24 protein-coding genes are annotated in these 25,021 nt (G+C 54.7%); 14 read left to right on the top strand and 10 right to left on the bottom strand.

The window, feature by feature from the left end:
* Nucleotides 1-8: 8 nt before the first annotated feature.
* The 3 genes from ACRCWW_RS11615 to ACRCWW_RS11605 all read left to right on the top strand — a co-directional run bounded on the left by ACRCWW_RS11615 (nucleotide 9) and on the right by ACRCWW_RS11605 (nucleotide 3,349).
* Nucleotides 9-1,391, top strand: a complete 1,383-nt coding sequence (locus ACRCWW_RS11615; protein ID WP_438682553.1) for a sugar porter family MFS transporter — start codon at nucleotides 9-11, stop codon at nucleotides 1,389-1,391.
* A 62-nt stretch (nucleotides 1,392-1,453) separates the two neighbouring features.
* Nucleotides 1,454-1,957 carry an RbsD/FucU domain-containing protein gene (locus ACRCWW_RS11610; protein WP_438682552.1) on the top strand — a complete coding sequence of 168 codons (504 nt, stop codon included), beginning with the start codon at nucleotides 1,454-1,456 and terminating at the stop codon, nucleotides 1,955-1,957.
* Nucleotides 1,958-1,969: 12 nt separating this feature from the next.
* A complete protein-coding gene (locus ACRCWW_RS11605; RefSeq protein WP_438682551.1) occupies nucleotides 1,970-3,349 on the top strand; it encodes a sugar porter family MFS transporter in 1,380 nt (459 codons plus the stop codon).
* 27 nt (nucleotides 3,350-3,376) lie between these two features.
* Here ACRCWW_RS11605 and nei read toward each other — a convergent pair whose 3' ends face one another.
* The 4 genes from nei to ACRCWW_RS11585 are packed head-to-tail and all read right to left on the bottom strand — an operon-like array spanning nucleotide 3,377 to nucleotide 6,520.
* On the bottom strand, nucleotides 3,377-4,168 hold the full coding sequence (nei, locus tag ACRCWW_RS11600; protein WP_438682550.1) for an endonuclease VIII: 792 nt from the start codon (nucleotides 4,166-4,168) through the stop codon (nucleotides 3,377-3,379).
* A 10-nt stretch (nucleotides 4,169-4,178) separates the two neighbouring features.
* Complete coding sequence (gene pxpC, locus ACRCWW_RS11595; protein ID WP_438682549.1) at nucleotides 4,179-5,111, bottom strand: 5-oxoprolinase subunit PxpC; 933 nt, start codon at nucleotides 5,109-5,111, stop codon at nucleotides 4,179-4,181.
* Entirely contained in the window at nucleotides 5,105-5,761 is a 657-nt protein-coding gene (gene pxpB / locus ACRCWW_RS11590; protein ID WP_438682548.1) for a 5-oxoprolinase subunit PxpB, read from the bottom strand. Before pxpB ends, pxpC begins: the two co-directional genes overlap by 7 nt.
* 15 nt (nucleotides 5,762-5,776) lie before the next feature.
* Complete coding sequence (locus ACRCWW_RS11585) at nucleotides 5,777-6,520, bottom strand: type 2 GTP cyclohydrolase I (protein ID WP_438682547.1); 744 nt, start codon at nucleotides 6,518-6,520, stop codon at nucleotides 5,777-5,779.
* Between the two features lie 263 nt (nucleotides 6,521-6,783).
* Between ACRCWW_RS11585 and dtpD the strand changes: the two genes are divergently transcribed.
* Nucleotides 6,784-8,265 (top strand): dipeptide permease DtpD, encoded by a 1,482-nt coding sequence (gene dtpD, locus ACRCWW_RS11580; protein WP_438682546.1) that lies wholly within the window; start codon nucleotides 6,784-6,786, stop codon nucleotides 8,263-8,265.
* On the opposite strand, the gene phrB is transcribed toward dtpD, so the two are convergent.
* The 3 genes from phrB to ACRCWW_RS11565 all read right to left on the bottom strand — a co-directional run bounded on the left by phrB (nucleotide 8,262) and on the right by ACRCWW_RS11565 (nucleotide 11,381).
* Nucleotides 8,262-9,674: a deoxyribodipyrimidine photo-lyase gene (gene phrB, locus ACRCWW_RS11575; RefSeq protein WP_438682545.1), complete on the bottom strand. Its 1,413-nt coding sequence runs from the start codon at nucleotides 9,672-9,674 to the stop codon at nucleotides 8,262-8,264. The two genes, dtpD and phrB, sit on opposite strands and share 4 nt — an antisense overlap.
* Before the next feature lie 10 nt (nucleotides 9,675-9,684).
* Nucleotides 9,685-10,641 (bottom strand): YbgA family protein, encoded by a 957-nt coding sequence (locus ACRCWW_RS11570; protein WP_438682544.1) that lies wholly within the window; start codon nucleotides 10,639-10,641, stop codon nucleotides 9,685-9,687.
* A gap of 539 nt (nucleotides 10,642-11,180) precedes the next feature.
* Nucleotides 11,181-11,381 (bottom strand): YbfA family protein, encoded by a 201-nt coding sequence (locus tag ACRCWW_RS11565; RefSeq protein ID WP_438682543.1) that lies wholly within the window; start codon nucleotides 11,379-11,381, stop codon nucleotides 11,181-11,183.
* Between the two features lie 302 nt (nucleotides 11,382-11,683).
* Here ACRCWW_RS11565 and kdpF point away from each other — a divergent pair, with 302 nt between their 5' ends.
* From kdpF to kdpE, 6 genes are read left to right on the top strand one after another with little or no spacing between them, the layout of a single operon-like run.
* The gene (gene kdpF, locus ACRCWW_RS11560) at nucleotides 11,684-11,773 is read left to right on the top strand and encodes a K(+)-transporting ATPase subunit F (RefSeq protein ID WP_404658497.1); all 90 of its coding nucleotides are present in this window, start codon (nucleotides 11,684-11,686) and stop codon (nucleotides 11,771-11,773) included.
* Nucleotides 11,773-13,452: a potassium-transporting ATPase subunit KdpA gene (gene kdpA / locus ACRCWW_RS11555; RefSeq protein ID WP_438682542.1), complete on the top strand. Its 1,680-nt coding sequence runs from the start codon at nucleotides 11,773-11,775 to the stop codon at nucleotides 13,450-13,452. Before kdpF ends, kdpA begins: the two co-directional genes overlap by 1 nt.
* A gap of 20 nt (nucleotides 13,453-13,472) precedes the next feature.
* A complete protein-coding gene (gene kdpB / locus ACRCWW_RS11550) occupies nucleotides 13,473-15,521 on the top strand; it encodes a potassium-transporting ATPase subunit KdpB (protein WP_438682541.1) in 2,049 nt (682 codons plus the stop codon).
* Nucleotides 15,522-15,533: 12 nt separating this feature from the next.
* Nucleotides 15,534-16,109: a potassium-transporting ATPase subunit KdpC gene (gene kdpC, locus ACRCWW_RS11545; RefSeq protein WP_438682540.1), complete on the top strand. Its 576-nt coding sequence runs from the start codon at nucleotides 15,534-15,536 to the stop codon at nucleotides 16,107-16,109.
* 9 nt (nucleotides 16,110-16,118) lie between these two features.
* Complete coding sequence (gene kdpD / locus ACRCWW_RS11540; RefSeq protein ID WP_438682539.1) at nucleotides 16,119-18,806, top strand: two-component system sensor histidine kinase KdpD; 2,688 nt, start codon at nucleotides 16,119-16,121, stop codon at nucleotides 18,804-18,806.
* Nucleotides 18,803-19,480 (top strand): two-component system response regulator KdpE, encoded by a 678-nt coding sequence (gene kdpE / locus ACRCWW_RS11535; RefSeq protein WP_438682538.1) that lies wholly within the window; start codon nucleotides 18,803-18,805, stop codon nucleotides 19,478-19,480. Before kdpD ends, kdpE begins: the two co-directional genes overlap by 4 nt.
* A gap of 47 nt (nucleotides 19,481-19,527) precedes the next feature.
* Here the strand turns inward: kdpE and pgm are convergent, their stop codons facing one another.
* Nucleotides 19,528-21,168, bottom strand: coding sequence for a phosphoglucomutase (alpha-D-glucose-1,6-bisphosphate-dependent) (gene pgm, locus ACRCWW_RS11530; RefSeq protein ID WP_438682537.1), 1,641 nt, complete (start codon nucleotides 21,166-21,168; stop codon nucleotides 19,528-19,530).
* 24 nt (nucleotides 21,169-21,192) lie between these two features.
* Nucleotides 21,193-21,744 carry a replication initiation negative regulator SeqA gene (gene seqA / locus ACRCWW_RS11525; protein ID WP_438682536.1) on the bottom strand — a complete coding sequence of 184 codons (552 nt, stop codon included), beginning with the start codon at nucleotides 21,742-21,744 and terminating at the stop codon, nucleotides 21,193-21,195.
* A 173-nt stretch (nucleotides 21,745-21,917) separates the two neighbouring features.
* Here seqA and ybfF point away from each other — a divergent pair, with 173 nt between their 5' ends.
* From ybfF to fur, 4 genes are all read left to right on the top strand, one after another.
* Complete coding sequence (ybfF, locus tag ACRCWW_RS11520; RefSeq protein WP_438682535.1) at nucleotides 21,918-22,682, top strand: esterase; 765 nt, start codon at nucleotides 21,918-21,920, stop codon at nucleotides 22,680-22,682.
* Nucleotides 22,683-22,813: 131 nt separating this feature from the next.
* Nucleotides 22,814-23,107 carry a LexA regulated protein gene (ybfE, locus tag ACRCWW_RS11515; protein WP_404659216.1) on the top strand — a complete coding sequence of 98 codons (294 nt, stop codon included), beginning with the start codon at nucleotides 22,814-22,816 and terminating at the stop codon, nucleotides 23,105-23,107.
* Nucleotides 23,108-23,256: 149 nt separating this feature from the next.
* On the top strand, nucleotides 23,257-23,787 hold the full coding sequence (gene fldA, locus ACRCWW_RS11510; protein WP_176504346.1) for a flavodoxin FldA: 531 nt from the start codon (nucleotides 23,257-23,259) through the stop codon (nucleotides 23,785-23,787).
* Between the two features lie 314 nt (nucleotides 23,788-24,101).
* Nucleotides 24,102-24,554: a ferric iron uptake transcriptional regulator gene (gene fur / locus ACRCWW_RS11505; protein WP_404659217.1), complete on the top strand. Its 453-nt coding sequence runs from the start codon at nucleotides 24,102-24,104 to the stop codon at nucleotides 24,552-24,554.
* A gap of 93 nt (nucleotides 24,555-24,647) precedes the next feature.
* Here the strand turns inward: fur and chiQ are convergent, their stop codons facing one another.
* Nucleotides 24,648-24,986, bottom strand: coding sequence for a ChiQ/YbfN family lipoprotein (chiQ, locus tag ACRCWW_RS11500; protein ID WP_438682534.1), 339 nt, complete (start codon nucleotides 24,984-24,986; stop codon nucleotides 24,648-24,650).
* Between the last annotated feature and the right edge of the window lie 35 nt (nucleotides 24,987-25,021).

Raw genomic sequence — 25,021 nt, 5'->3', positions numbered from 1 at the left:
AGAGTTCTATGACCACACATGCACATATCTCTGCCAAAAATGTCTGGATGCGTAACGTGGTCCTGATATCTCTGGTCACAGCCGTCGGCGGATTTCTGTTCGGTTTCGATAACGGCAGCATTTCTGGCTCGGTGGGCTTCCTGCAAAGCAAATTCGCCCTGGACGCCGACGGCATTGGCTGGGTGACCTCGTCGATTATCGTCGGTTGTATTCTCGGCGTGGCGCTGGCAGGCCCGCTGTCGGATGCCGTTGGACGAAAAAAAGTGCTGCTGCTGACCGCGCTGATTTTCATCTTTGGCGTGCTCGGCGAAGCGCTGGCAACCTCAGCAGAGATGCTGGCGTGGTTCCGCATCCTCGTGGGAGTCGGCATCGGCGTGGAAACCACCATCGCTCCGCTTTATATCGCTGAAGTCTCGCCTGCGCATCTTCGCGGGCGTCTGGTGTCGCTGAATCAGCTCTTCAACTGCATCGGCAATCTGGCTATTTTCTCGATAGCCGCCATTATCGCAAGCCTCGCCAGCGAGGCCTGGAACGTCGAGCACGGCTGGCGGATTATTTTCGCCACGGGTATCGTCCCGGCGATTATTTTCCTGCTGCTGCTGGCGCGGATACCGGAGAGCCCACGCTGGCTGCTGCGCAAAGGGCGTGACGCTCAGGGGCTGAACGTTCTGCGCCAGATAAACCCGGATGAAGCGGCAGCCAACGATCAGCTCCAGGCCATCAAAGTCGCGCTGAAACATGAGCGCCCGTCGCGGCTCAGCGAACTTCTGAACCCTCGTTTGCGTAAGGCGCTGGTGATTGGCTTTTGCGTCGCCCTGTTCCAGCAGATAACCGGGATCAACGCCATTTTCTACTACGCGCCGGAGATCTTTAAAACGGCGGGAGTGGACGTCAGCGGTGCGATGTCTTTTACCGTCTTGATTGGCCTGACGCTCGTTATCTCCACGCTTATCTCCATGTGGATAATCGATAAGGTGGGCCGCCGTTCACTGCTGATTTTTGGCTCTGTGGGGATGGCTGTCGCTCTGACCTGCACCGGGATGTTATTCAGGGCCGCTGAAGCGAACACCACTGCGCTGCTGATTTGCATTCTGGCTTATGTCGCCATTTTCGCCGTCTCTTACGGCACGGTGGCTTACGTCCTTATCTCGGAGATTTTCCCCATTCACGTACGTGGCCTGGCCGTTTCTGTGGCCACCTTCGCGCTGTGGGGCGGAAACTTCTTTGTTTCCCGCTTTTTCCCCGTGCTGGTCGAAAATATCAGCGCCGCCAACACCTTTTTTATTTTCGCAGGAACCTCAGTGGTCGCTCTTATTTTCGTAATGACCATGGTGCCGGAAACAAAAGGTAAAACACTTGAAGAAATTGAACTCGAATTACACGGTAAATAAAGAGCAGTCTCGATGTAAATAAAACCACCTATCTATTTCACTACCCTTATCCGGAGTACATGATGAGACCTGGAAAAATATTGCATCCGCAAATCGCCGGCGCCTTAGCCAGTCTCGGCCACGGTGATATTATTTTAGTGACCGATGCCGGAGCCCCCATTCCGGCAGAAGCCAACAGAATCGATCTCGCGTTTTGTGCCGGGAGCGTCGACCTGCTGGAAATACTGCGCGTATTACGTCACGAAATTTTTATCGAAAACGTTATTTTTGCGGCGGAAGTGCCGGACAGTAACCCCAATCTGTTCAGCAACGTCACCGATATCTTCACCGGTTCAGGCGCTGACTTCACCCTTGTACCGCACAACGAGCTGGTGGCTAATGTCTACCCCCGAGCGAAAATGGTGATACGTTCAGGCTCGTTAATGCCCTGGGGGAATTTTGGCCTGGTCGCCAGCACCGATCCCGATGCCTGGTTTGATGATTCGATGAGGATTATTCCTGAGTACGTCGAACGATCTCAAAAAATCAAAAACAACGCCGTCCCCGGAATCCATAAAGCTCAATGACTGGTGTAAAAAATGACAAATACACATCGAATGAGTTACAGGCTATCGCTGATCGCCTCATTAGCAGGATTATTATACGGGTTTGATTCCGCCGTTATTGCGGGCGCCATTTCCCACCTCGCTAACTATTTTTCCCTTAATGATATCGGCACTGGCTGGGCCGTCTCCTCCGTCGTATTGGGTTTTATGATTGGAGCCTTTAGCGGGCAATTTATTACCAACGCTCTGGGGCGTAAAAAAGCATTAATGCTGACAGGTGTTCTGGTTTTCCTGGCTGGCATATTTACCGCCTTCCCCTACAATTTTACGCTATTTATTATTTTCAGAATTATTGGCGGTATTGGCGTTGGGCTGGGTTCAGCCACAGCGCCGGTCTATATCGGTGAAATCTCCGCTCAGGACGTGCGCGGCAAAACCCTTGGCTTTTACCAGATGATGATTGCCTTAGGGATTTTATCCGTCTATCTGGTCAATGCGCTGGTCGCCAGCTGGGCAAGCGATGCGGAGTGGGCCACGCAGTACTCCTGGCGCTATATGCTGGGCGCAATGTCGATTCCGGGCTGCATTTTTATGATCATGGCCTGCTATTTACCCGAATCGCCGCGCTGGCTTATCAGCAAAAACCGTACTGCGGAAGCCAACGATATTCTTCTGTATGTGAACGGCCCGGGCTACGACACACACAAAGCGATTGCTGAAATTCAGGCCTCGTTTCAGCAGACTCACGCTTCGGTCAAAAGCGAAGCCATCTTGTCGCCAAAGTACCGCCGGGTGTCGCTCGTCATCCTGGCGATGGCGCTGCTGGCGAACCTCTGCGGTATCAACGCCGTGCTCTATTACGGCAATATCCTGTTTGAAAACATCGGCATCGCCAATGAGCAAACCGCCTATTATCAGCAAATTGTCATCGGCATTGCCTTCTTTGCGGCGGCGGTCTGGGCGGTACTGCGAATAGAGAAATACGGTCGGCGTCGGCTGCTGATTGTTGGTTCGTTTGTCTGCTTTGCGTCGATTACGCTGCTTGGGATCTTAATCTGGATGGGGGTCACCAACCTGTTTATGCTGGCGATCATGATTGTCTACATCCTGTTCTTCGGTGGCACCGTCGGCCCGATTTTGTGGATCATTATCCCGGAGCTTGCACCGAATATTCTGCGCGCCAGGCTGATGTCATGGGCCACGTTTTTAATCTGGACCGGCAGCTTTATCGTCTCCCAGACGTTCCCGATGCTGACGAATAACCCGACGCTCAATGCCCTGTTCAACGGCAGCTTCCCGTTCTTCCTCTACGGCTTTTTCTGCCTGCTATGGTTCCTGCTGAACGTGTTCTTTGTGCCAGAAACGAAAGACAAATCGCTGGAGCAAATCAGCGCTGAAATGAGTGCTGCCTGAGGATTGCCAGCCCGAAAGGGCTGGCTTTTACTGCTGGCAATGAGGGCACCAGTAAAAAGGCCGCGAAGACATCATGGTGCGCTCAATTACCCCGCCACACCGCTCGCATGGCTCTCCGTCACGGTGAAACACCTTAAAGCGGAATAACGCGCCATGGTGCTTGTTGTCATCCACGTTGCCGCGAGTGGCGTACGAAAGTCTCGGAATCGCCAACAGCGCTTCAGACAACGCATTAAGCTGCTTGTCAGTCAGCTCGCTGGCTTTGTGTGTTGCCGCCAGCCCACACTCCCACAGGATTTCAACGCGCAGATAGTTGCCAAGCCCGGCCAGAAAAGCCTGATCGAGAAACAGCCCCGAGAACTGGCGGTTGCGAAACGGTCTGGACAACAATCGCGCCCTCACCTCTTTTGAGGTTAAACGCTCATCAAGCACATCTGGCCCGACTCGCTGAAGAAAAGGATGCGTGTTGAGTTGCTCCGGCGTCAGCATGGCGATATCAGACGCACTGTAGAGCAGAATGGCCTTATCCGCAGTTTGTAGCTTCACGCGCAGCACTCGCTTACTTTCCGGCTGCTCGTCGGCGTCCACCACCCGCCAGACGCCATAAAGCTGGTTGTGGCTGTACAGCGTTAAGCCGCCTGAAAAATGCGTGAGCAACGCTTTGCCTCGGGTTTCGATGTGGGTCACCGTCTGGCCCACCAGCGTGGGCTCAAACGCTTTCAGCGAATCAAAAGCAAACCAGGCCTGAGTCAGGGGTTTGCCTTTAATTGCCGCTTCGAGGGTATCCGCCGCGCGGCGAATTTCCGGTCCTTCCGGCATCGTTTTGTCCTTAACCTTCTCCGTTCAACCGCCAGGCCAGCTGCTCCAGATAGCGACGCTGATCTTCGCGTGCCTTAAGCGCCTCTTCCAGGGTACATGGCACAAAGTGAATCGGCTGGCCTAACGGAATTTGCGCCAGCTGGTACATATCGGCTTCGATAATGCAGGCAATCCTCGGATAGCCTCCGGTGGTCTGCGCATCATTCATCAGCACGATAGGCTGACCGTTATGTGGCACCTGTACCACGCCGGGTATCAGGCCATGGGACAGCAGTTCGCGATCGGTGGTACGCACCAACGGTTGCCCTTGCAGGCGATATCCCATGCGATTGCTCTGCGGGCTGAGTTTCCACGGCGCGCGCCAGAAGTTTTCCTGCGAGGCAGTATCAAACTCATGATACTCCGGCCCCGGCAGCGCCCGAATGCGGTTCCCGCGCAGCAGCTGTTTTACCCCTTGCGGGCCATTGAAGGCTCTTTTTGCAGGCAGCAGTTTTAGCGTGTCGCCATCCTGCAATCGCCGCCCTTCCAGGCCGCCAATCCCGACTTTAAGGTCAGTACTTCGTGACCCTAAAATCTCAGGCACATCAATGCCACCTGCCACCGCGAGATAGCTACGAATGCCGTGCAGAGGGCGTTTAAGCACCAGCGTCTGCCCTGCCGAGACAGGAAGACGCCAGCCCGCCCATACAGCTTCACCATCCAGCATGGCTTCACAACCTGCGCCAGTAAGCGCAAACCAGCCATCCTGACCGAACTGAACCGTCAGTTGCCCGAGCGTGATTTCCAGCGCAGCCGCCTCCGGTTCGTTCCCCACCAGCAAGTTCGCGGTGACCAGGGCTGGCTTATCAAGCGCACCGCAGCGACTCACACCAGACTGACGGAATCCGTTACGCCCTCCATCCTGAACCGAGGTATACATGCCGGCACGAAGTATTTTCAGCATACGCCCTCCTTTTGCGGCACGAAGCGCACGGTATCGCCGGGCTGCAACAACACAGGTTCAGTCTTGCTGGCATCAAATAAGGCAAGCGTTGTATGACCAATTAACTGCCAGCCACCCGGCGTGGTGAGCGGATAAATACCGGTCAGCTCACCGCCAATCCCTACGCTGCCCGCAGGCACCTGCACGCGCGGTTCTGCCCGGCGTGGCATAGCCAATTTCGGGGATAATCCGCCGAGATAGGCGAACCCTGGCTGGAAACCAAGGAACCAGACCACGTAATCCGCAGAAGCATGAAGCTCCACAACCTGCTTTGGGGAAAGCCCACTGTGTTCCGCCACCAGCGGTAAATCGGGGCCGTGTCGGCCGCCATAAATCACAGGAATATCCACGCGGCGGGAGTCTGGCTCCAGCACTTCACTCTCTTCCCACCAGCGCTGCAGCCGCTCGATGGCATCCAGCGCCAGCGCCTGTGGATTGCGCAAAATGACGGTGATGTTATTCATCCCGGGAATGGCTTCCACCACTTCCGGGTAGTCCGGCAGACGCTGAGTCAGCCGCCAGATACGTTTTTGACTTTCCAGCGTCACAGGCGGTTCAAGCTCCAGAACAACTGCCGTTTCACCTAACAGATAACAACGCGCTCGCTGCACTTTACCCCTCTCTCATCAGGCTGGGTTGGGAATATCAATAAAGGTCACATCCAGATCAGTCGTTTCCGTTAGCCATTCGCTGAGGGCACGAATTCCCCCGCGTTCCGTCGCGTGGTGGCCTGCCGCATAAAAATGCAGGCCTTGCTCACGGGCAGAGTGAATAGTTTGCTCGGAAACTTCACCGGTAATAAAAGCGTCCACGCCGAAACGGGCCGCGCTGTCGATAAAGCTCTGGCCGCCGCCAGTACACCACGCCACACGCGTCACTTTCTCAGGCCCGGTGTCGCCGCACCACAGCGGTTTACGCCCCAGACGAGCTTCAATCCATGAGGCTAGCTCCAGGCCAGATACCGGCATAGACAGCTCCCCCCATGGCACTAACGGCTCGATTGCTCCGCGAATAGTAATGCCCAGCAGCGCCGCAAGTTGCGCATTGTTGCCAAGCTCAGGATGCGCATCGAGCGGCAAGTGCCAGCCAAAGAGGTTGATGTCGTGTGCCAGCAACGTTTTCAGGCGATTGCGCTTCATGCCGCGAATCACCGGCGACTCCCCTTTCCAGAAATAACCATGATGAACAATGACGGCATCGGCTTCCAGACGCACCGCTTCATCCAGCAGTGCCTGGCTTGCCGTCACGCCGGTGACGATTTTGCGGATCTCGTCACGCCCTTCAACCTGCAGCCCATTCGGGCCGTAATCGCTGAAGGTTGCGCTGTTGAGTTTTTCATTAATCAGGTGTTCCAGTTCGCTGTTTTTCATCGTCACTCCAGACATACGTTCAATACTGAGGGATAACATAGCCGCCAGAGGGCCGCACGTCGATAGCAGGCCTACAACGCTTTTGGCCCTTCCCGATTTTCCCCCGCAAAAACCGCTTAACGCCACCCAGCACAATCGTGTATATTTATGCATTAGGACAGCATATAAATTAAGCATTTATGCTTAAAATCCATGGATAGCATAAAAGAAACGCATAATGCGGAATGATTATCTTCTGCAATTCTGGCAAGACTGAGAGCAACATGAAGACACCATCGTCACAACCACGCGCTATCTACTACGTGGTCGCACTGCAAATCTGGGAATACTTTAGTTTTTACGGCATGCGCGCCCTGCTGATTCTGTATTTAACCAATCAACTGAAATACAACGACAATCACGCCTACGCTCTGTTCAGCGCTTACTGTTCGCTGGTCTACGTCACGCCGATCCTCGGCGGCTGGCTGGCGGACAAAGTGCTCGGCAACCGCATGGCGGTGATGATTGGCGCCTTTTTGATGGCGGTCGGGCATCTGGTGCTCGGGGCCAGCGAAATCTCTCCGATGTTCCTCTATCTGTCACTGGCAATTATCGTTTGCGGTTACGGCTTGTTTAAGTCGAACGTCAGCTGTCTGCTGGGTGAGCTGTATGAACCGACCGATCCACGTCGCGATGGCGGTTTCTCACTGCTTTATGCTGCCGGTAACGTCGGGTCAATTATCGCCCCTATCGCCTGTGGCTATGTGCAGGAAGAGTACAGCTGGGCGATGGGCTTCGCGCTTGCAGCGGTAGGCATGCTGGCGGGTCTGGTGATTTTCCTTTGCGGGAATCGTCATTTCAGCCACACCGTTGGCGTGAATAAAGCCGTACTGTGCAGCAAAAAAGCGGGTCTGCCGGTTTGGGGTTGGCTGCTGGCGCTGCTGATTGTTTCGCCGGTGGTTATCGCCGTGCTGTTCTGGAAAGAGTGGTCGCTGTATGCGCTGATTGTCGCGACCGTTATCGGCCTGGCCATGCTCGGCAAAATCTACAAGAAAGCCGAGAACCAGAAACAGCGTAAAGAGCTGGGGCTGATTGTGGTCCTGACCTTCTTCAGTCTGCTGTTCTGGGCCTTTGCTCAGCAGGGCGGCAGCTCCATCAGCCTCTATATTGACCGCTTCGTTAACCGCGATATCTTCGGCTATGAAGTGCCGACGGCGATGTTCCAGTCGGTCAATGGCTTCGCCGTGATGATGTGTGGGGTATTCCTTGCCTGGGTTGTCAAAGAGTCGGTCACAGGAAACCGCGCGGTGCGCATCTGGGGAAAATACGCGTTAGGCCTGGGGCTGATGAGCGCAGGTTTCTGTATTCTGACGCTGAGCGCCCGCTGGTCTGCAAGCTTCGGCCACTCTTCCCTGCCGCTGATGGTGCTGGGCATGGCGGTGATGGGCTTTGCCGAACTGTTTATTGACCCGGTGGCGATGGCACAAATCACGCGCATCGAAATCCCGGGCGTAACAGGCGTGCTCACCGGGATCTACATGCTGCTTTCTGGGGCGATCGCCAACTATGTCGCGGGCGTTATCGCCGATCAGACTTCACAGAGCGCATTTGATGCCGCAGGCGCGATCAACTATTCAATCAACGCCTACATCGAGGTGTTCAGCCAGATAACCTGGGGAGCCCTGGTCTGTGTCGGGATGGTACTGGTCATTTGGCTGGGCCATGCGATGAAAGTGAGATCCCGCCGCCTGGCACTGGAGTCCTAAGCAATTCTTGCGGCTTCATAGGCCGCCAGCGTCTTCAGCCGCGCCTGCTTGTGATCGACAATCGGGCGCGGATAATTCAGCTCAATCCCTTCTTTCTGCGCCCACTCCCACGGTGAGTGAATCGCTTTCCCCGGCACTGTTTTCAGCTCCGGTAACCAGCGACGGATAAACTCACCTTCTTTGTCGAATTTTTCGCCCTGGGTGGTCGGGTTGAAAATCCGGAAGTACGGCGCGGCGTCGGTGCCTGTTGATGCCGCCCACTGCCAGCCACCGTTATTGGCGGCCAGATCGCCATCAATCAACTGCGAGATGAAATAGCGCTCACCTTCCCGCCAGTCAATCAGCAAGTCTTTGACCAGAAAACTGGCGACAATCATCCGCAAGCGGTTATGCATCCAACCCGTTTCATTCAACTGACGCATGGCAGCATCCACAATCGGATACCCTGTATTACCTTCCTGCCAGGCTTTTAGGGCATGAGGATCGTTGCGCCATTGCACTTTATCCGTCCAGGTAATAAACGGCTTGTGGCGACAGAGCTCAGGGTGGTAAGTCATCAGGTGGCGATAGAATTCACGCCAGATCAGTTCATTGAGCCAGACCGCGCCAGCCCCGCCTTCCAGCGTATCCGGGCATTCTGCTAAAAGACGATGAAGGCATTGACGCGGTGAGAGCACGCCAAGCGCTAAGCAGGCTGAAAGTCGGCTGGTGCCCTCTATTGCCGGGAAATCCCTCTGCTGCTCATATTCAGCGGCTTGTTGTTGGCAAAAATGGCGCAATCTGGCGAGCGCGCTTTTCTCGTCTGCCGGGAAATATTCCTGATCAAAAGCTTGCTGCGGATAGCCCAGGGTGATGGCCTCTGCCGTCACGTCTTTTCCCTCACGTACGGCAGGTGCACGAACGCACTCAGGAAGCCCTTCTTTCAATCGCTTCAGATACGCATTTTTGAAGGGAGTGAAGACTTTATACATTTGATGATTGCCGGTCATCACGCTGCCCGGCGGCAGCATGACGCTGTCGTCGAAGCCCTGGCAGACCACTTCATTCAGCGTTTTTTCTACCCTCGCATCGCGCTGACGTTCGTTGATTTCATACTGATAGTTATAAAAAAGGTGTGTCACGTTCTGTTCCGCACAGAACCGGGCAAGCTCATTGACCGTCGCCGTAAAATCGGGGACTTCACGGAACAGCAGCGGAATACCCTTTTCAGCCAGGCCACTTTGCAGCGCCTGCAGATGTGTCTGCATAAACGCAGCCTGACGCGGGGCCATGTTATGTTGATGCCATTGTTGCGGCGTGGAGATGAACAACGCGATAACGTTCGCCTTGCTATCGCGGCAAGCGGCGGCTAGCGCCAGGTTGTCATGCAGACGTAAATCCGTGCGAAACCAGATCAGATGAGTGGGCATAACTCTCCAGTTAATGTCCGTAACGTAAACGTAAAGCCTCCGGCCACGGGTCGAAGTAGCGTTGCCCGGCCAGGTAAGCATCAGGAAATTCAGCCATATAGTGTTTTAACAGCGTGACGGGCGCAAGCAGCGGCTGCGTGCCCTGGCGATACCTGTCGATAAGGCTTGCCAGCTCTTGTCGCTGACGGCTGTTAAGCTGGTTACGGAAGTAGCCCTGAACGTGCATCAATACGTTGGTGTGATTGCGACGGGTGGCGGGATGGGCCATAAGCGCCATAAGGCGCAGACGATATTCGAGGAAATACGCTTCCAGTGAAGACCACTCACTCATTGCGGCGACAAATCGCCCCAGTTCGCGGTAAAGCGGCTGAGAATGGGCCAACAGCAGTAATTTATAGCGGCTATGGAAAGCCATTAAATCGCCACGAGTCAGACCGCGCGCTCTTAAAGCATGCAGTTCGTGGAGGGCGTAAATGCGTTCCACAAAGTTCTCTCGTAGAACCGGGTCCTGTAACCGACCGTCCTCTTCCACCGGCAACCAGGGCCAGGCATCCATTAACAGCTTAGTGTAAATCCCTCGCCCCGCTTTGCGGTTGTTCTTCCCATCGGCTTCGTAAACCCGTACCCGCTCCATCCCGCAGCTGGGCGAATTTTTACAGACGATGTAGCCACACAGGTTGTCGAAACGTGCAATGCGATTGCAGGTAAATTCGGTCATGGCCTCGGTTAAATCCCCCTCGGCTCCGTTACTGAAGCGCAAATGCGGGCTGCCCTGCTCATCTTTTACTAACCGTAATGCAGGACGCGGGACGGGAAGACCTATCGCCATTTCCGGACAAACAGGCTCAAAAGCCACCCACGGGCTCAGCTCTTCAACGGCAAAAGTCAGACGCTTGTGACCGCCATCAAAACGAACGTTTTCACCCAGCAAACAGGCGCTGATGCCAACCGGGATTTTCTCTTTCATAACCACTCCTCAAGTGCCTCTTAAGAAGTGTAGACGCAAGAAACTGAAAAAGGCCGCACAGGGCGGCCTTGACGCTACTTGACCAGGGCAAAGGAAGACATTGAGGTAAGCGACTCTGGCTTATCCGACGTCAACACCATTGTGCTGGTAACAATGAACACTACGCAGAGATAGCGTTTCATTATGCGGTCCTTGCGACAGACCGCTTCACCGTTTTACCACCGGCGATATTCCGGTGAATACAAGTTCCTTGGTAGGAACTCTACGGCCATGAATGATCCTTTCCCTGGACCGGTGCCCATGTGCGGCATGGCGGAAAGGGCCGCGAACATCATAATGGATTGTTTTTCGTTCACCACACGACTGGACGTGCTTTCAGATTTTATTAAGATCGCCCTGCTTGACGGCAGAAGGTCAGAGGCAGAAAATCAGGACTCCTTGGTAGGAACTCAAGCATTATCCCAACGGACCGCGGATCCTGAGGGCATAAAAAAACCGCCACGTTTAACGTTGGCGGTTTTTTTATGCCTGCTGACGAATCAGTAAAAATCACAGGTCGCTTTTTCTGCCTGATCCATCCACACCGGTTTGTCGCTGGTTTTTGACCACACGCGGTGCAGGTAGCTGTAAAAACGCCCGCGATCTTTCCAGAACAGCATCACAGGTAAGGCCACGATCCCCGCCACGACGGCGAAAGTGCGGCGCATCAATACGATATGTGCAGGAAACTCTTTGTACATTATTTCTCTCCCCTTTCATGGCCGGCAACACGCGCCGGTAAAAATGTTGTCTGACTAAAAGAGTACCTTTTTGCGTGTAATTTTACTACTCATCCGACCACTTATTTACGGTTATTTTGTGCTTTTTTACATTCGAGCCGTAACTAAGTTACAAAAAAGTTAAATTAAAACTAACCATGAGTTAATGCGTGGTTTTTAAGCATTTTTATACTTTTTTTACACCCCCCGCCGCATTTTTTGCGAAATCTTTGCACCGAAAATCCTACCGTTACTGCAGACCATTAAACACCTGGAGGTGGACTGTGAGTGCAGGCGTGCTAACCGGCATCGTGCTGGTTTTCCTGTTATTGGGTTATCTCATTTATGCCCTGATCAATGCGGAGGCCTTCTGATGGCAGCGCAGGCGTTTTTACTGATAGCCAGTTTCCTGCTGGTACTTTTCCTTCTGGCTCGTCCACTTGGCTTTGTGCTGGCGCGGCTAATTGCCAATACCGCTTTGCCTGGAACGGCGAGCGTTGAGCGGGGTTTATGGCGTGTGCTGGGGATATCATCTCAGGAGATGAACTGGCGGCAATATCTGTTCGCCCTCCTCTGGCTGAACATCATGGGCATCGTACTGCTGTTTGCGCTGCTGATGTTCCAGAACCTGTTACCGTTGAATCCGCAGCATTTCGCAGGGCTTTCCTGGGATCTGGCCCTGAATACTGCGATAAGCTTCGTCAGCAATACCAACTGGCAAGCCTATAGCGGTGAAACCACCCTGAGCTATTTCAGCCAGATGACCGGCCTCGCGGTGCAAAACTTCCTGTCAGCCGCCACCGGCATCGCCGTGGTATTCGCGCTGATCCGCGGTTTCTCTCGCCACAGCACCGACACGCTCGGTAACGCCTGGAAAGACATCATTCGCGTGACGCTTTGGGTTCTGCTGCCGCTCTCGTTGATCATCGCTTTGTTTATGATCCAGCAAGGTACGCTGCAAAACTTTCTTCCTTACCAGCACTTTACCTCGCTGGAAGGGGTAAAAGGCGTGCTGCCAATGGGGCCAGTGGCTTCGCAGGAAGCCATTAAAATGCTGGGGACCAACGGCGGCGGTTTCTTTAACGCCAACTCCAGTCATCCGTTTGAAAACCCAACGGCTTTAACCAATGCCGTCCAGATGCTGGCGATTTTCCTGATCCCGACCGCGCTCTGCTTTGCCTTTGGTGAAGCCGTCAACGACAGTCGTCAGGGACGAGCCATTCTGTGGGCCATGAGCCTCATTTTCGTGGTTTGTGTGGTGGTGGTGATGTGGGCTGAGCTCAAAGGCAACCCGCACTTCCTGCAACTGGGTGCTGACAGCGCAGCCAATATGGAAGGCAAAGAGAGCCGCTTCGGTATTCTGCAAAGCAGCCTGTTTGCGGTTATCACTACCGCCGCATCCTGCGGTGCGGTGAACGCCATGCATGACTCTTTCACCGCACTCGGCGGCATGGTGCCAATGTGGCTCATGCAGATTGGTGAAGTGGTGTTCGGCGGGGTGGGTTCCGGCCTTTACGGCATGCTGCTGTTTGTCCTGCTGGCGGTCTTTATCGCCGGTCTGATGATTGGCCGCACGCCGGAATATCTCGGGAAAAAGATCGACGTGCGCGAAATGAAAATGACCGCGCTGGCGATTCTGGTAACACCTGCTCTGGTTTTGCTTGGCACCGCGCTGGCAATGATGACGCAAGCCGGTCGCGCGGGGATATTCAACCCCGGTATTCACGGCTTCAGTGAAGTGCTGTATGCCGTGTCTTCCGCCGCCAACAACAACGGTAGCGCCTTTGCAGGCCTTAGCGCCAACTCACCGTTCTGGAACTGTCTGCTCGCCTTCTGCATGTTTGTCGGTCGCTTCGGGGTGATTATTCCGGTGATGGCGATTGCGGGCTCGCTGGTCGGCAAGAAAATCCAGCCAGCAAGCCCCGGCACCCTGCCAACCTGCGGCCCACTTTTTGTCGGCCTGCTTATCGGCACCGTCATTCTGGTGGGCGCCCTGACCTTCATCCCTGCCCTGGCCTTAGGCCCGGTGGCTGAACATCTCTCTTCGTTATAAGTTTGCCGGAGACACGTTTTATGAGTCGTAAACAACTGGCCCTCTTCGAACCCGCTTTGGTTCGCCGGGCGCTGATGGATGCCGTCAAAAAACTGAGCCCTGCGGTACAGTGGCATAATCCGGTGATGTTTATCGTCTGGCTTGGCAGCGTGCTGACAACGCTGCTGGCTGTCGCCATGGCGACTCGTCATCTGCCAGGCAATGCCGGTTTCACCGCTGCGATCAGTGTCTGGCTGTGGTTTACCGTTCTGTTCGCTAACTTCGCTGAAGCACTGGCGGAAGGCCGCAGTAAAGCCCAGGCCAACAGCCTTAAAGGCGTACAAAAAACGGCATTCGCCCGGAAACTGCGTGCTCCACAGCATGATGCGCCAATGGACCACATTCCGGCAGACGACCTGCGCAAAGGCGATATCGTGCTGGTCGAAGCAGGTGACATCATTCCCTGCGACGGGGAAGTGATTGAAGGCGGTGCGTCAGTTGATGAGAGCGCCATTACAGGTGAATCGGCCCCCGTTATTCGTGAATCCGGCGGCGATTTCGCCTCGGTAACAGGTGGGACACGCATTCTTTCCGACTGGCTGGTGATTCGCTGTAGCGTGAATCCCGGTGAAACCTTCCTCGACCGCATGATTGCGATGGTCGAAGGTGCCCAGCGCCGTAAAACGCCCAACGAAATCGCCCTGACAATCCTGTTAGTCGCCCTGACTATCGTTTTCCTGCTGGCAACCGCCACGCTGTGGCCGTTCTCTGCTTATGGCGGTGTGGCTGTTAGCGTGACGGTTCTGGTTGCGCTGCTGGTGTGTCTGATTCCTACCACCATAGGTGGCCTGCTTTCCGCCATCGGCGTGGCCGGGATGAGCCGGATGCTGGGCGCGAACGTGATAGCCACCAGCGGACGTGCCGTGGAAGCTGCCGGTGACGTGGACGTGCTGTTACTGGATAAAACCGGCACCATCACGCTCGGCAACCGTCAGGCTTCAGAATTTCTGCCCGCGCCGGGCGTGGACGAAAAAACGTTAGCCGATGCCGCGCAACTGGCATCTCTGGCTGATGAAACGCCGGAAGGCCGCAGTATCGTGATCCTCGCCAAACAGCGCTTCAATATTCGCACTCGCGACGTGCAGGAATTGCAGGCGACGTTTGTGCCGTTTACCGCCCAGACTCGCATGAGTGGGATCAACATTCATGACCGCATGATCCGCAAAGGCTCCGTGGATGCCATTCGTCGTCACGTGGAAGCCAACAACGGCCACTTCCCACCGCAGGTCGATACGCTTGTCGAAGGTGTCGCTCGCCTGGGAGGTACACCGCTGGTCGTCGTTGAAGGCGCCACGGTGCTCGGGGTAATTGCCCTGAAAGACATCGTCAAAGGTGGCATCAAAGAACGCTTTGCTCAGCTGCGCAAAATGGGCATCAAAACGGTGATGATCACCGGTGATAACCGTTTGACCGCTGCGGCCATTGCCGCCGAAGCGGGCGTCGATGATTTCCTGGCTGAAGCCACGCCAGAAGCTAAACTGGCGCTGATTCGCCAGTATCAGGCCGAAGGCCGTCTGGTGGCGATGACCGGCGATGGCACCAATGACGCACCAGCCCTGGCACAGGCTGATGTCGCCGTGGCGATGAACTCGGGGACCCAGGCGGCGAAAGAAGCCGGGAACATGGTCGATCTCGACTCCAACCCGACCAAGCTGATTGAAGTGGTGCATATCGGTAAACAGATGCTGATGACGCGCGGGTCGCTCACCACCTTCAGCATCGCCAATGACGTGGCGAAGTATTTTGCCATCATCCCGGCGGCATTTGCCGCGACCTATCCCCAGCTGAATGCGCTGAATGTGATGCATCTGCACTCACCCGCTTCAGCCATTCTCAGCGCCGTCATTTTTAACGCGCTGATCATCGTGTTCCTGATCCCGCTGGCATTGAAGGGCGTGAGCTACAAGCCATTGTCAGCGGCAGCAATGTTACGTCGCAACCTGTGGGTTTATGGTCTGGGCGGTCTGCTGGTGCCGTTTGTCGGCATCAAAGTTATCGATCTGCTGCTGACTCTGTTTGGTCTGGTGTAAGAGGATTTAAAAATGGCGACTTTACGCCCTGCTTTGTTGGTTCTGCTTTTTCTCACGGTGATAACAGGGGGCGTTTATCCTCTGTTGACGACAGCGCTTGGACAAGGCTTGTTTAAGGATCAGGCCAACGGCTCGTTGATTTTACAGAATAATGAAATACGAGGTTCACGCCTGATCGGCCAATCATTTTCCGCCGCAGGATATTTTCACGGCCGCCCTTCCTCCACCGCCAATAGCCCCTATAATCCAGAGGCATCCGGCGGCAGTAACCTGGCGGGCAGTAATCCGGAGCTGGATAAAGAAGTGGCGGCACGTATTGTGCAGTTGCGTAAGGAGAATCCGCAGGCTGACACGAAAGTGCCAGTAGAGCTGGTCACAGCGTCTGCAAGCGGTCTGGATTACAGCCTGACGCCGCAGTCTGTAATCTGGCAGATCCCACGCGTAGCGCAAGCCCGTCATCTGCCAGATGAAGTGCTGATACAGCTGGTGGAAAAATACACGCAGCAACCGCTGGCAAGTTTTATCGGTCAGCCAGTGGTCAACATTGTTGAACTGAACATGGCGCTGGACGGCCTGAAAAAACAGTAAGGATTGAGCATGACCGACGAGCCCTTTCGTCCCGATCCCGACCGCCTGCTGGAGCAATCCTCCGGCTGGCATCGTGGCAAACTGAAAGTTTTCTTTGGCGCCTGCGCAGGCGTCGGGAAAACCTACGCCATGCTTAGCGAGGCGCAGCGACTTCGGGCGCAGGGGCTCGATATTCTGGTCGGCGTGGTCGAAACCCACGGCCGACAGGAAACCGCCGCCCAATTGAAAGGCCTGGCGACACAGCCACGGAAGCGTATTCATTATCGCGGTCGTCAGGTCGAAGAGTTTGATCTCGATGCTGCTCTCGCCCGCCGCCCTGCGCTGATCCTGATGGATGAACTGGCGCACACTAATGCGCCCGGTTCACGCCACCCGAAACGCTGGCAGGATGTCGAAGAGCTGCTGGAAGCCGGAATTGATGTCTTCACTACCGTCAACGTTCAGCACCTGGAAAGCCTTAATGACGTAGTGAGCGGCGTGACAGGCATCAAAGTGCGGGAAACGGTTCCAGATCCGTTCTTCGATTCTGCAGATGAAGTTGTGCTGGTTGACCTGCCGCCCGACGATCTGCGCCAGCGTCTGCATGAAGGCAAAGTGTATATTGCCGGGCAAGCAGAACGGGCCATCGAGCATTTCTTCCGTAAAGGCAACCTGATTGCACTGCGAGAGCTGGCGCTGCGGCGTACAGCTGACCGCGTCGACGATCAGATGCGCGCCTGGCGCGATCGCCAGGGGGAAGAAAAGGTCTGGCACACGCGAGATGCGATTCTGCTTTGCGTTGGCCATAGCGGCGGCAATGAAAAACTGGTGCGCACTGCCGCACGCCTTGCCGCCAAACTAGGGAGCGTCTGGCATGCGGTTTATGTTGAAACACCGGACCTGCATCGCCTGCCTGAACACCAGCGCCGCAATATTCTGAGCGCCCTGCGCCTTGCCCAGGAGCTTGGCGCGGAAACGGCGACACTGTCCGACCCGGCAGAAGATAAAGCGATTTTGCGCTACGCCCGCGAGCACAACCTCGGCAAAATTATTATCGGTCGCCGCAGCCAGCGCCGCTGGTGGAGCCGCGAATCCTTTGCCGACAAACTGGCGCGCCGTGCGCCTGACCTCGATTTGGTGATTGTCGCGCTCGAAGAGCATCAAAGCAGCACACCTTCGCGGAATGCTGACAGCCGTCCGTGGCTTGATCGCTGGCGCGTTCAGCTTCGGGGCTGCGTCGTAGCCCTGGTGCTTTGTGCCTTTATTACCCTCTTCGCCAGCCATTTTCTGATGGCTTTTGATGCCGCAAACCTGGTGATGCTGTATCTGCTGGGCGTGGTGATTGTGGCGCTGTTTTACGGCCGCTGGCCCTCGGTGCTGGCGACCATTATCAATGTGATTAGCTTTGACCTGTTTTTTATCGCCCCACGCGGCACGCTTGCGGTGTCGGATGTGCAATACGTTTTGACCTTCGGCGTGATGCTCACCGTCGGACTGGTTATCGGGAATCTTACCGCTGGCGTACGCTATCAGGCGCGAGTCGCCCGCTATCGTGAACAACGTACTCGCCATCTTTATGAGATGTCGAAAGCCCTTTCTACCGGGCGCAATCAGCAGGATGTCGCCCGCACCAGCGAACAGTTTATTCATTCAACCTTTCACGCCCGTAGTCAGGTTTTGCTGCCGAATGAAGACGGGCATCTCACGGCCATAACCGAAGGTAACGACATTACGCCGTGGGACGACGCCATCGCCCGCTGGAGCTACGACAAAGGCCAGCCAGCCGGAGCGGGAACCGACACGCTGCCGGGCGTGCCTTATCTGATTCTGCCGTTGAAAACCGCAGAGAAAACGCACGGCGTGCTGATTGTTGAACCGGGGAATCTGCGCCAGCTGATGATCCCGGAACAACAGCGTCTTCTGGAAACCTGCACCTTGCTGGTCGCCAGTGCGCTTGAACGCCTGGCGCTGACCACCAGCGAAGAGCAATCGCGTCTGGCGAGTGAAAGAGAGAGTATCCGCAACTCGCTGCTGGCAGCCCTTTCTCACGATTTGCGCACGCCGCTGACGGTGCTGTTCGGACAAGCTGAAATTCTGACGCTGGACCTCGCCAGTGAAGGTTCTAAACATGCACCACAGGCCAACGAGATTCGCCAGCATGTGCTCAACACCACCCGGTTGGTGAACAATCTGCTGGATATGGCACGTATTCAGTCCGGTGGCTTTAATTTGCGCAGAGAATGGCTGACCCTGGAAGAAGTGGTCGGAAGCGCGATTCGCACACTGGAAATGGGCCTTAGCGGGCGACATATTCAGTTAGCTCTGGGCGATCCGTTGACGCTTATCCATGTCGACGGCCCCTTGTTTGAGCGAGTGCTAATCAATCTGCTGGAAAATGCGGTGAAATACGCGGGTTCTTCAGCCACGATAGGGATTGCCGCCGAACGTCAACCGGACAAGTTAACGCTGGAAGTCTGGGATTCCGGCCCCGGCATCCCTGCTGGTCAGGAGCAAGCTATCTTTGCTAAATTCTCGCGTGGACATAAAGAATCGGCTATTCCGGGCGTCGGTTTGGGTCTGGCAATTTGTCAGGCTATTGTTGAAGTGCACGGCGGCGAACTGCATGCCCACAACCGCCCACAGGGCGGGGCGGTATTTGTGGTCACCTTACCGCTGGAAGCCCCACCAGAGCTGGATGAACTCCCTGAGGAACTGTGATTAACGTACTGATTATCGAAGATGAACACGCTATTCGCCGTTTTCTGCGCAGCGCGCTGGAAGGCGACGGCCTGCGCGTGCACGAAGCAGAAACCCTGCAACGTGGGCTGCTCGAAGCCGCCACGCGCAAACCTGATTTGGTGATCCTCGATTTAGGCCTGCCCGATGGCGATGGCATTGAGTTCATCCGCGATTTTCGTCAGTGGAGCCAGGTGCCGGTTATCGTGCTCTCAGCCCGCGCGGAAGAGACAGACAAGATAGCCGCACTCGATGCCGGGGCGGATGACTATCTCAGTAAACCTTTCGGTATTGGTGAGCTACAGGCGCGTTTGCGCGTGGCACTGCGTCGGCATGGCAGCCAGGAACAGAATCAGCCAGTGTTTAGCTTCTCAGAGATTCAGGTGGATATCGCCAACCGCCGTATTCAACGTGCCGGGGAAGAGATTCACCTGACGCCGATTGAATTTCGCCTGCTGGCGGTGCTGCTGAATAATCACGGAAAAGTTCTCACCCAACGCCAGCTGTTAAGCCAGGTGTGGGGGCCGAACGCCGTGGAGCACAGCCACTATCTGCGGATTTATATGGGGCATTTGCGGCAGAAACTGGAGGTCGATCCGGCAAGACCGAAACACCTTCTGACGGAGACCGGGATCGGGTATCGGTTTATGCTGTAAAAGAAAAAGGCGCCCATTGGCGCCTTGAGTCGGTTTTTGCTGTTTACTTAGGCGTTTTTCAGCACTTCGCTGACAATCTCTACCGCTTCTTTCTCAATCAGCTTACGGTGTTCCGCGCCGAGGAAGCTTTCGCAGTAAATTTTGTAGGCGTCTTCGGTGCCCGATGGACGGGCCGCGAACCAGCCGTTTTCGGTCATCACTTTCAGACCGCCGATGGATGCGCCGTTACCCGGTGCAGCCGTCAAACGTGCGGTGATTGGGTCACCCGCCAGCGTGTTAGCGCTCACCATTTCTGGGGAAAGCTTAGACAGTGCCGCTTTCTGTGCCGAAGTCGCAGACGCTTGCAAACGGTTGTAGCTTGGCGCGCCAAAGCGTGCTGCCAGCTCGTCGTAATGCTGCTGCGGGTTTTTGCCCGTGACTGCGGTAATTTCTGCGGCCAGCAGGCACATGATGATGCCGTCTTTATCGGTAGACCATGGCGTGCCGTCGAAGCGCAGGAATGATGCGCCCGCACTCTCTTCACCGCCAAAGCCGAAGCTGCCGTCGAACAAGCCGTCTACAAACCATTTAAAGCCTACCGGCACTTCCACCAGTTTACGGCCCAGGTCGTTCACCACGCGGTCAATCATTGCTGAAGAGACCAGGGTTTTACCGACAGCCACATCTTTGCCCCACTGTGGGCGATGCTGGAACAGGTAGTTAATGGCAACGGCCAGATAATGGTTCGGGTTCATCAGGCCAGCAGGCGTGACGATGCCGTGACGGTCATAGTCCGGGTCGTTAGCAAAAGCCAGATCAAACTTATCGCGCAGCGCCAACAGACCGGCCATCGCACACTCAGAGGAGCAGTCCATACGGATCGCGCCGTCTTTATCAAGGTGCATAAAGCGGAAAGTCTGATCGACATGATCGTTCACAATGGTCAGATCGAGCTTGTAGTATTCAGCAATGCGTTTCCAGTATTCGATCCCGGAACCGCCCAGCGGATCAACGCCCAGCTTCAGGCCCGCTTTCTGAATCGCTTTGATATCGACAATATCGGCCAGGCCTTCAATGAACGGCTGCACCAGATCTTGTTCTTTAATATGGCCAGACGCATACGCTGCATCCAGTGACAGACGTTTCACGCCCTTCAGGCCATCTGCCATCAGCGCGTTTGCACGGTCTTCCACCACTTTGGTGACGTTGGTATCAGCCGGGCCGCCATTCGGTGGATTGTATTTGATCCCACCATCATCCGGCGGGTTATGGGACGGAGTAATCACGATCCCATCGGCCTGTGGGCCACCTTTTTTGTTATGAACCAGGATGGCATTCGAGATGGCAGGCGTTGGGGTGTACCCGTTATTTTCCTGCACAATCACGTCCACGCCGTTCGCGGCCAGGACTTCCAGTACGGAAATGATCGCCGGCTCTGACAAGGCGTGAGTATCCTTACCCACGTAGCATGGCCCGGTGATGCCATTTTTCGCACGCTCTTCCGCAATCGCCTGGGCAATCGCCAGAATATGCGGTTCGTTAAAGCTATGGCGAGCTGCGCTCCCGCGGTGTCCGGACGTGCCGAATTTCACTGCGTGTTCTGCGTTGCCTGCTTCCGGCTTCAGCACATAATACTGAGACGTCAACTGGGCGACGTTAATCAAATCACTCTGTTGTGCAGGCTGACCCGCACGGTTATGAGTTGCCATTGCCTGGTCCTTCTTATGCAAGGGTTAAATTGTGCCGCAAACCTTTTCAATCAATTCCGCAGGGAACTGCATTGACTGCATGATGTGCTCAACCATGCTGCATTTACGGCCAGTATTGGTATTGGTAATGACCCAGTACGGCGTCTGAGGCACTTGCTTCGGCTTGGTGTGCGTGCCGTTTTTCAGCAGCGTCGCTTCATCAGCGGCGAAGTAAACACGCGTACGACCATGGAGTGACTCGGTGGCATCAACAAATGCTTTGCTGTCTAAGGAGTAAAGTGTAGTCAGCACCAGCATGAAGCGGTTAACCGCTTTTTTCTGCTCGGCGTACTCGTCGGAAAGCAGCAGTTCACGCACGGCGCGAACATTATCTTTCGGCGAGGAGACTTTTTTTACGGCTGCGACGACCGGTGCAGCAGGCTGAAGCGGCGTGTCTTTGACCACGGTTGCTGCGGGTTGCGAGGCGGCGGAAAATTTCAGCATGCGCCGCAAAATGTCGGATGCGCTCTCGCCGATGTGCCTGGTGTGGCTGGCGATAAAGGCATAGAGTTCGTCATCAACTTCGATCGTTTTCATCTTAATCCAGTGAGATATCTTTTCTGAATACAAGTCGTTGGGATTATAAAGTCAAACCCCAACAGCGGATAGCGTGTCGGCAAAAACTCAGACAACCACTGAGAGTTGCAGCCGGGCGGCAGAATGTTCAACATGATACCCTAACCCGACGAAGCGAAAAAAAGAACTTTGCCATGAATTTACATACCCGAGCGCAAACTGCACAAAACCTGCACAATAATTCTCCCATCGTCCTGGTCCACGGCCTTTTTGGTAGTCTGGATAACTTAGGGGTCCTCGCCCGCGACCTTGTAAGCGACCATGACATCCTGCAAGTCGATATGCGTAACCACGGCCTGTCCGAACGTTCATCGGAAATGACTTACTCCGCGATGGCTCAGGATCTTTTAGATACTCTTGATGCCCATAACATTGAAAGGGCCACATTGATTGGTCATTCAATGGGCGGAAAAGCGGTGATGGCCTTCACGGCGTTAGCCCCAAATCGCGTGGATAAGCTGGTCGCTATCGACATCGCGCCGGTGGATTATCACGTGCGTCGTCACGATGAGATTTTTGCGGCCATCAACGCTGTGACTGAAGCGGGCGTGGCAACACGTCAAAAAGCCGCCGAAGTGATGCGGGAACATCTTGATGAAGAAGGCGTCATTCAGTTTCTGCTGAAGTCGTTTGTCGATGGCACGTGGCGCTTTAACGTGCCAGTGCTGTGGGATCAGTATTCCAACATTGTTGGCTGGCAGCCGATTCCCGCGTGGGATCACCCTGCCCTGTTCATTCCCGGCGGAAACTCACCGTACGTCACCCCAGAGTATCGTGATGATTTGCTCTCTCAGTTTCCGCAAGCTCGAGCCCACATTATTGCTGGCGCAGGACACTGGGTGCATGCCGAAAAACCCGAAGCCGTGCTCCGCGCCATTCGCCGTTATCTGGCTGAATGATTAAAATGCGAGCGACCGCACGCCAATGTGGCTCACGGCGTTGGCGTGTGGGGTTCGCTGATGTATGATTGCGCGCTATCTGCGCCGGGCCTGTCGTCCGGCGGCTTGTTTCCCCGAAGTCACTCTGAATCATGGCAAAAGAACAAACGGACCGAACGACATTAGATTTGTTCGCAAATGAGCGTCGCCCGGGAAGGCCGAAAACCAATCCGCTCTCACGCGACGAACAGTTACGCATTAATAAACGTAACCAGCTTAAACGTGACAAGAGTAAAGGTCTCAAGCGAGTTGAGCTGAAGCTCAATAACGACGCCGTTGATGCGCTGAATGAACTGGCTGACGCCAGAAACATGAGCCGTAGCGAACTCATCGAAGAGATGTTGATGCAACAACTGGCCGATCTCCATCGCCAGGAACTTGTCTGAAAATCCAGCAAAACGTCACTTTCATGTAGCAGAGAGTGCAGTCCAGCGCGTTTGCTGTTTCCGCGCACTTCACCTCCTGCTATCATTGCCTTTATCTGTGGGCAACATTCCACCATCATTTCAATACGTTTCAAGAGGTTATTTTACTCATGGCAATTACAGGCATTTTCTTCGGCAGCGACACCGGCAATACCGAAAATATCGCGAAGATGATTCAGAAGCAGCTTGGGAAAGACGTTGCTGAAGTGCATGACATTGCCAAGAGCAGTAAAGAAGATCTCGAAGGGTTCGATATTCTGCTGCTGGGTATCCCAACCTGGTATTACGGTGAAGCGCAGTGTGACTGGGACGACTTCTTCCCTACGCTTGAAGAGGTAGACTTCAACGGCAAGCTGGTCGCCCTGTTTGGCTGCGGTGACCAGGAAGATTACGCAGAATATTTCTGTGATGCACTGGGCACAATCCGGGACATCATTGAACCACGCGGCGCAACTATCGTCGGGCACTGGCCAACAGCGGGCTATCATTTTGAAGCCTCTAAAGGCCTGGCAGATGACGATCACTTCGTCGGCCTGGCGATTGACGAAGACCGCCAACCAGAACTGACCGCTGAGCGCGTTCAGAAATGGGTTAAGCAGATTTCGGAAGAACTGCACCTCGAAGAGATTAAAAACGCCTGATTGGGTGACGGCGCAGCGCCTGCGTTGCGCCGTATTAGCGATAGGTTGTGTTACATTAATAGCTAAAAGCAATCAAATTAATCGCTACAAATTTTTAACTTTTGAGCGCATGTCTGTACAATGTCCACTGTTTCGACGAGGTCTGAGGTTTCGCTTTGCCGGACGCCTCGTTTTTTGAAAAGCCTACTTTGCTCAGGGATTGCGGTTTTCATTTAGGTACGGCAGTTCTATAATGAGACGCATTATCCTGAATTCATTCTTAGTAATGCTTCCTGATAAGGAAGTGTATCGTATAGCAACAGGACTGATTCCGCATGACTGACAACAATACCGCATTGAAGAAGGCCGGCCTGAAAGTCACGCTTCCTCGTTTAAAAATTCTGGAAGTGCTTCAGGAGCCGGACAATCACCATGTCAGTGCGGAAGACCTTTATAAACGCCTTATCGATATGGGCGAAGAGATTGGTCTGGCAACGGTTTATCGCGTTCTGAACCAGTTCGACGACGCCGGCATTGTCACCCGCCACAATTTCGAAGGCGGTAAATCTGTTTTCGAACTGACACAACAGCATCATCACGATCACCTGATTTGCCTCGATTGCGGCAAGGTAATTGAATTCAGTGATGATTCCATTGAAGCGCGTCAGCGCGAAATCGCCACGAAACACGGCATTCGTCTGACCAACCACAGCTTGTACCTTTACGGCCACTGCGCAGAAGGCGACTGCCGTGAAGATGAACACGCACACGATGCGGCTGAGAAATAATTCTTAGCCCCAGAACGATAAAAGCCAACCTCGCGGTTGGCTTTTTTATTGGCGATACTTCTGTTTGGCGATAACAGAGTTATAAAACAGAGATTACGGCCTGGTGGTCGTATTGTTGCTGCGAATTTCCTGCCAGATCTTGTCGCAACGCGCTTTCACGGCCTGATCGTTGCCGGTTCGTGTGGCCTGAATACACTGCTGATAATCCAGCGTGCGCACCGTTTCCTGATCGGCAAACTGCTTATGCTCTTTTTCCTGTCTCAGAACATCCAGTACGCTCTGGCAGGCCTTGATTTTATCCGGGTTGCCTTCCGCCGTATTGATACAAGCGCTATAAGCGTCCTTCAGTTTACTGTCTTCTTTCGGTGCAGGCGGTTGCGCACAAGCCACCAGCCCGGATGCCATGACAGCGATGAGAATCAATTTTTTCATAGTAGGGCCTCAGGTTACGCGGCAAACGTTACGCC

This window comes from Scandinavium sp. (genome assembly GCF_051650185.1).
Taxonomy (GTDB): Bacteria; Pseudomonadota; Gammaproteobacteria; order Enterobacterales; family Enterobacteriaceae; genus Scandinavium.
The sequence above is the reverse complement of the archived record's forward strand: the minus strand, read 5'-3'. Positions and strand labels throughout refer to the sequence as shown.

Excerpts from the sequence above, each read along its gene's own strand:
- ACRCWW_RS11615 (WP_438682553.1), top strand. The coding sequence starts at position 9 with ATGACCACACATGCACATATCTCTGCCAAAAATGTCTGGATGCGTAAC.
- ACRCWW_RS11610 (WP_438682552.1), top strand. The coding sequence starts at position 1,454 with ATGAGACCTGGAAAAATATTGCATCCGCAAATCGCCGGCGCCTTAGCC.
- ACRCWW_RS11605 (WP_438682551.1), top strand. The coding sequence starts at position 1,970 with ATGACAAATACACATCGAATGAGTTACAGGCTATCGCTGATCGCCTCA.
- nei (WP_438682550.1), bottom strand. The coding sequence starts at position 4,168 with ATGCCGGAAGGACCGGAAATTCGCCGCGCGGCGGATACCCTCGAAGCG.
- pxpC (WP_438682549.1), bottom strand. The coding sequence starts at position 5,111 with ATGCTGAAAATACTTCGTGCCGGCATGTATACCTCGGTTCAGGATGGA.
- ACRCWW_RS11585 (WP_438682547.1), bottom strand. The coding sequence starts at position 6,520 with ATGAAAAACAGCGAACTGGAACACCTGATTAATGAAAAACTCAACAGC.
- dtpD (WP_438682546.1), top strand. The coding sequence starts at position 6,784 with ATGAAGACACCATCGTCACAACCACGCGCTATCTACTACGTGGTCGCA.
- phrB (WP_438682545.1), bottom strand. The coding sequence starts at position 9,674 with ATGCCCACTCATCTGATCTGGTTTCGCACGGATTTACGTCTGCATGAC.
- ACRCWW_RS11570 (WP_438682544.1), bottom strand. The coding sequence starts at position 10,641 with ATGAAAGAGAAAATCCCGGTTGGCATCAGCGCCTGTTTGCTGGGTGAA.
- ACRCWW_RS11565 (WP_438682543.1), bottom strand. The coding sequence starts at position 11,381 with ATGTACAAAGAGTTTCCTGCACATATCGTATTGATGCGCCGCACTTTC.
- kdpA (WP_438682542.1), top strand. The coding sequence starts at position 11,773 with ATGGCAGCGCAGGCGTTTTTACTGATAGCCAGTTTCCTGCTGGTACTT.
- kdpB (WP_438682541.1), top strand. The coding sequence starts at position 13,473 with ATGAGTCGTAAACAACTGGCCCTCTTCGAACCCGCTTTGGTTCGCCGG.
- kdpC (WP_438682540.1), top strand. The coding sequence starts at position 15,534 with ATGGCGACTTTACGCCCTGCTTTGTTGGTTCTGCTTTTTCTCACGGTG.
- kdpD (WP_438682539.1), top strand. The coding sequence starts at position 16,119 with ATGACCGACGAGCCCTTTCGTCCCGATCCCGACCGCCTGCTGGAGCAA.
- pgm (WP_438682537.1), bottom strand. The coding sequence starts at position 21,168 with ATGGCAACTCATAACCGTGCGGGTCAGCCTGCACAACAGAGTGATTTG.
- seqA (WP_438682536.1), bottom strand. The coding sequence starts at position 21,744 with ATGAAAACGATCGAAGTTGATGACGAACTCTATGCCTTTATCGCCAGC.
- ybfF (WP_438682535.1), top strand. The coding sequence starts at position 21,918 with ATGAATTTACATACCCGAGCGCAAACTGCACAAAACCTGCACAATAAT.
- ybfE (WP_404659216.1), top strand. The coding sequence starts at position 22,814 with ATGGCAAAAGAACAAACGGACCGAACGACATTAGATTTGTTCGCAAAT.
- fldA (WP_176504346.1), top strand. The coding sequence starts at position 23,257 with ATGGCAATTACAGGCATTTTCTTCGGCAGCGACACCGGCAATACCGAA.
- fur (WP_404659217.1), top strand. The coding sequence starts at position 24,102 with ATGACTGACAACAATACCGCATTGAAGAAGGCCGGCCTGAAAGTCACG.
- chiQ (WP_438682534.1), bottom strand. The coding sequence starts at position 24,986 with ATGAAAAAATTGATTCTCATCGCTGTCATGGCATCCGGGCTGGTGGCT.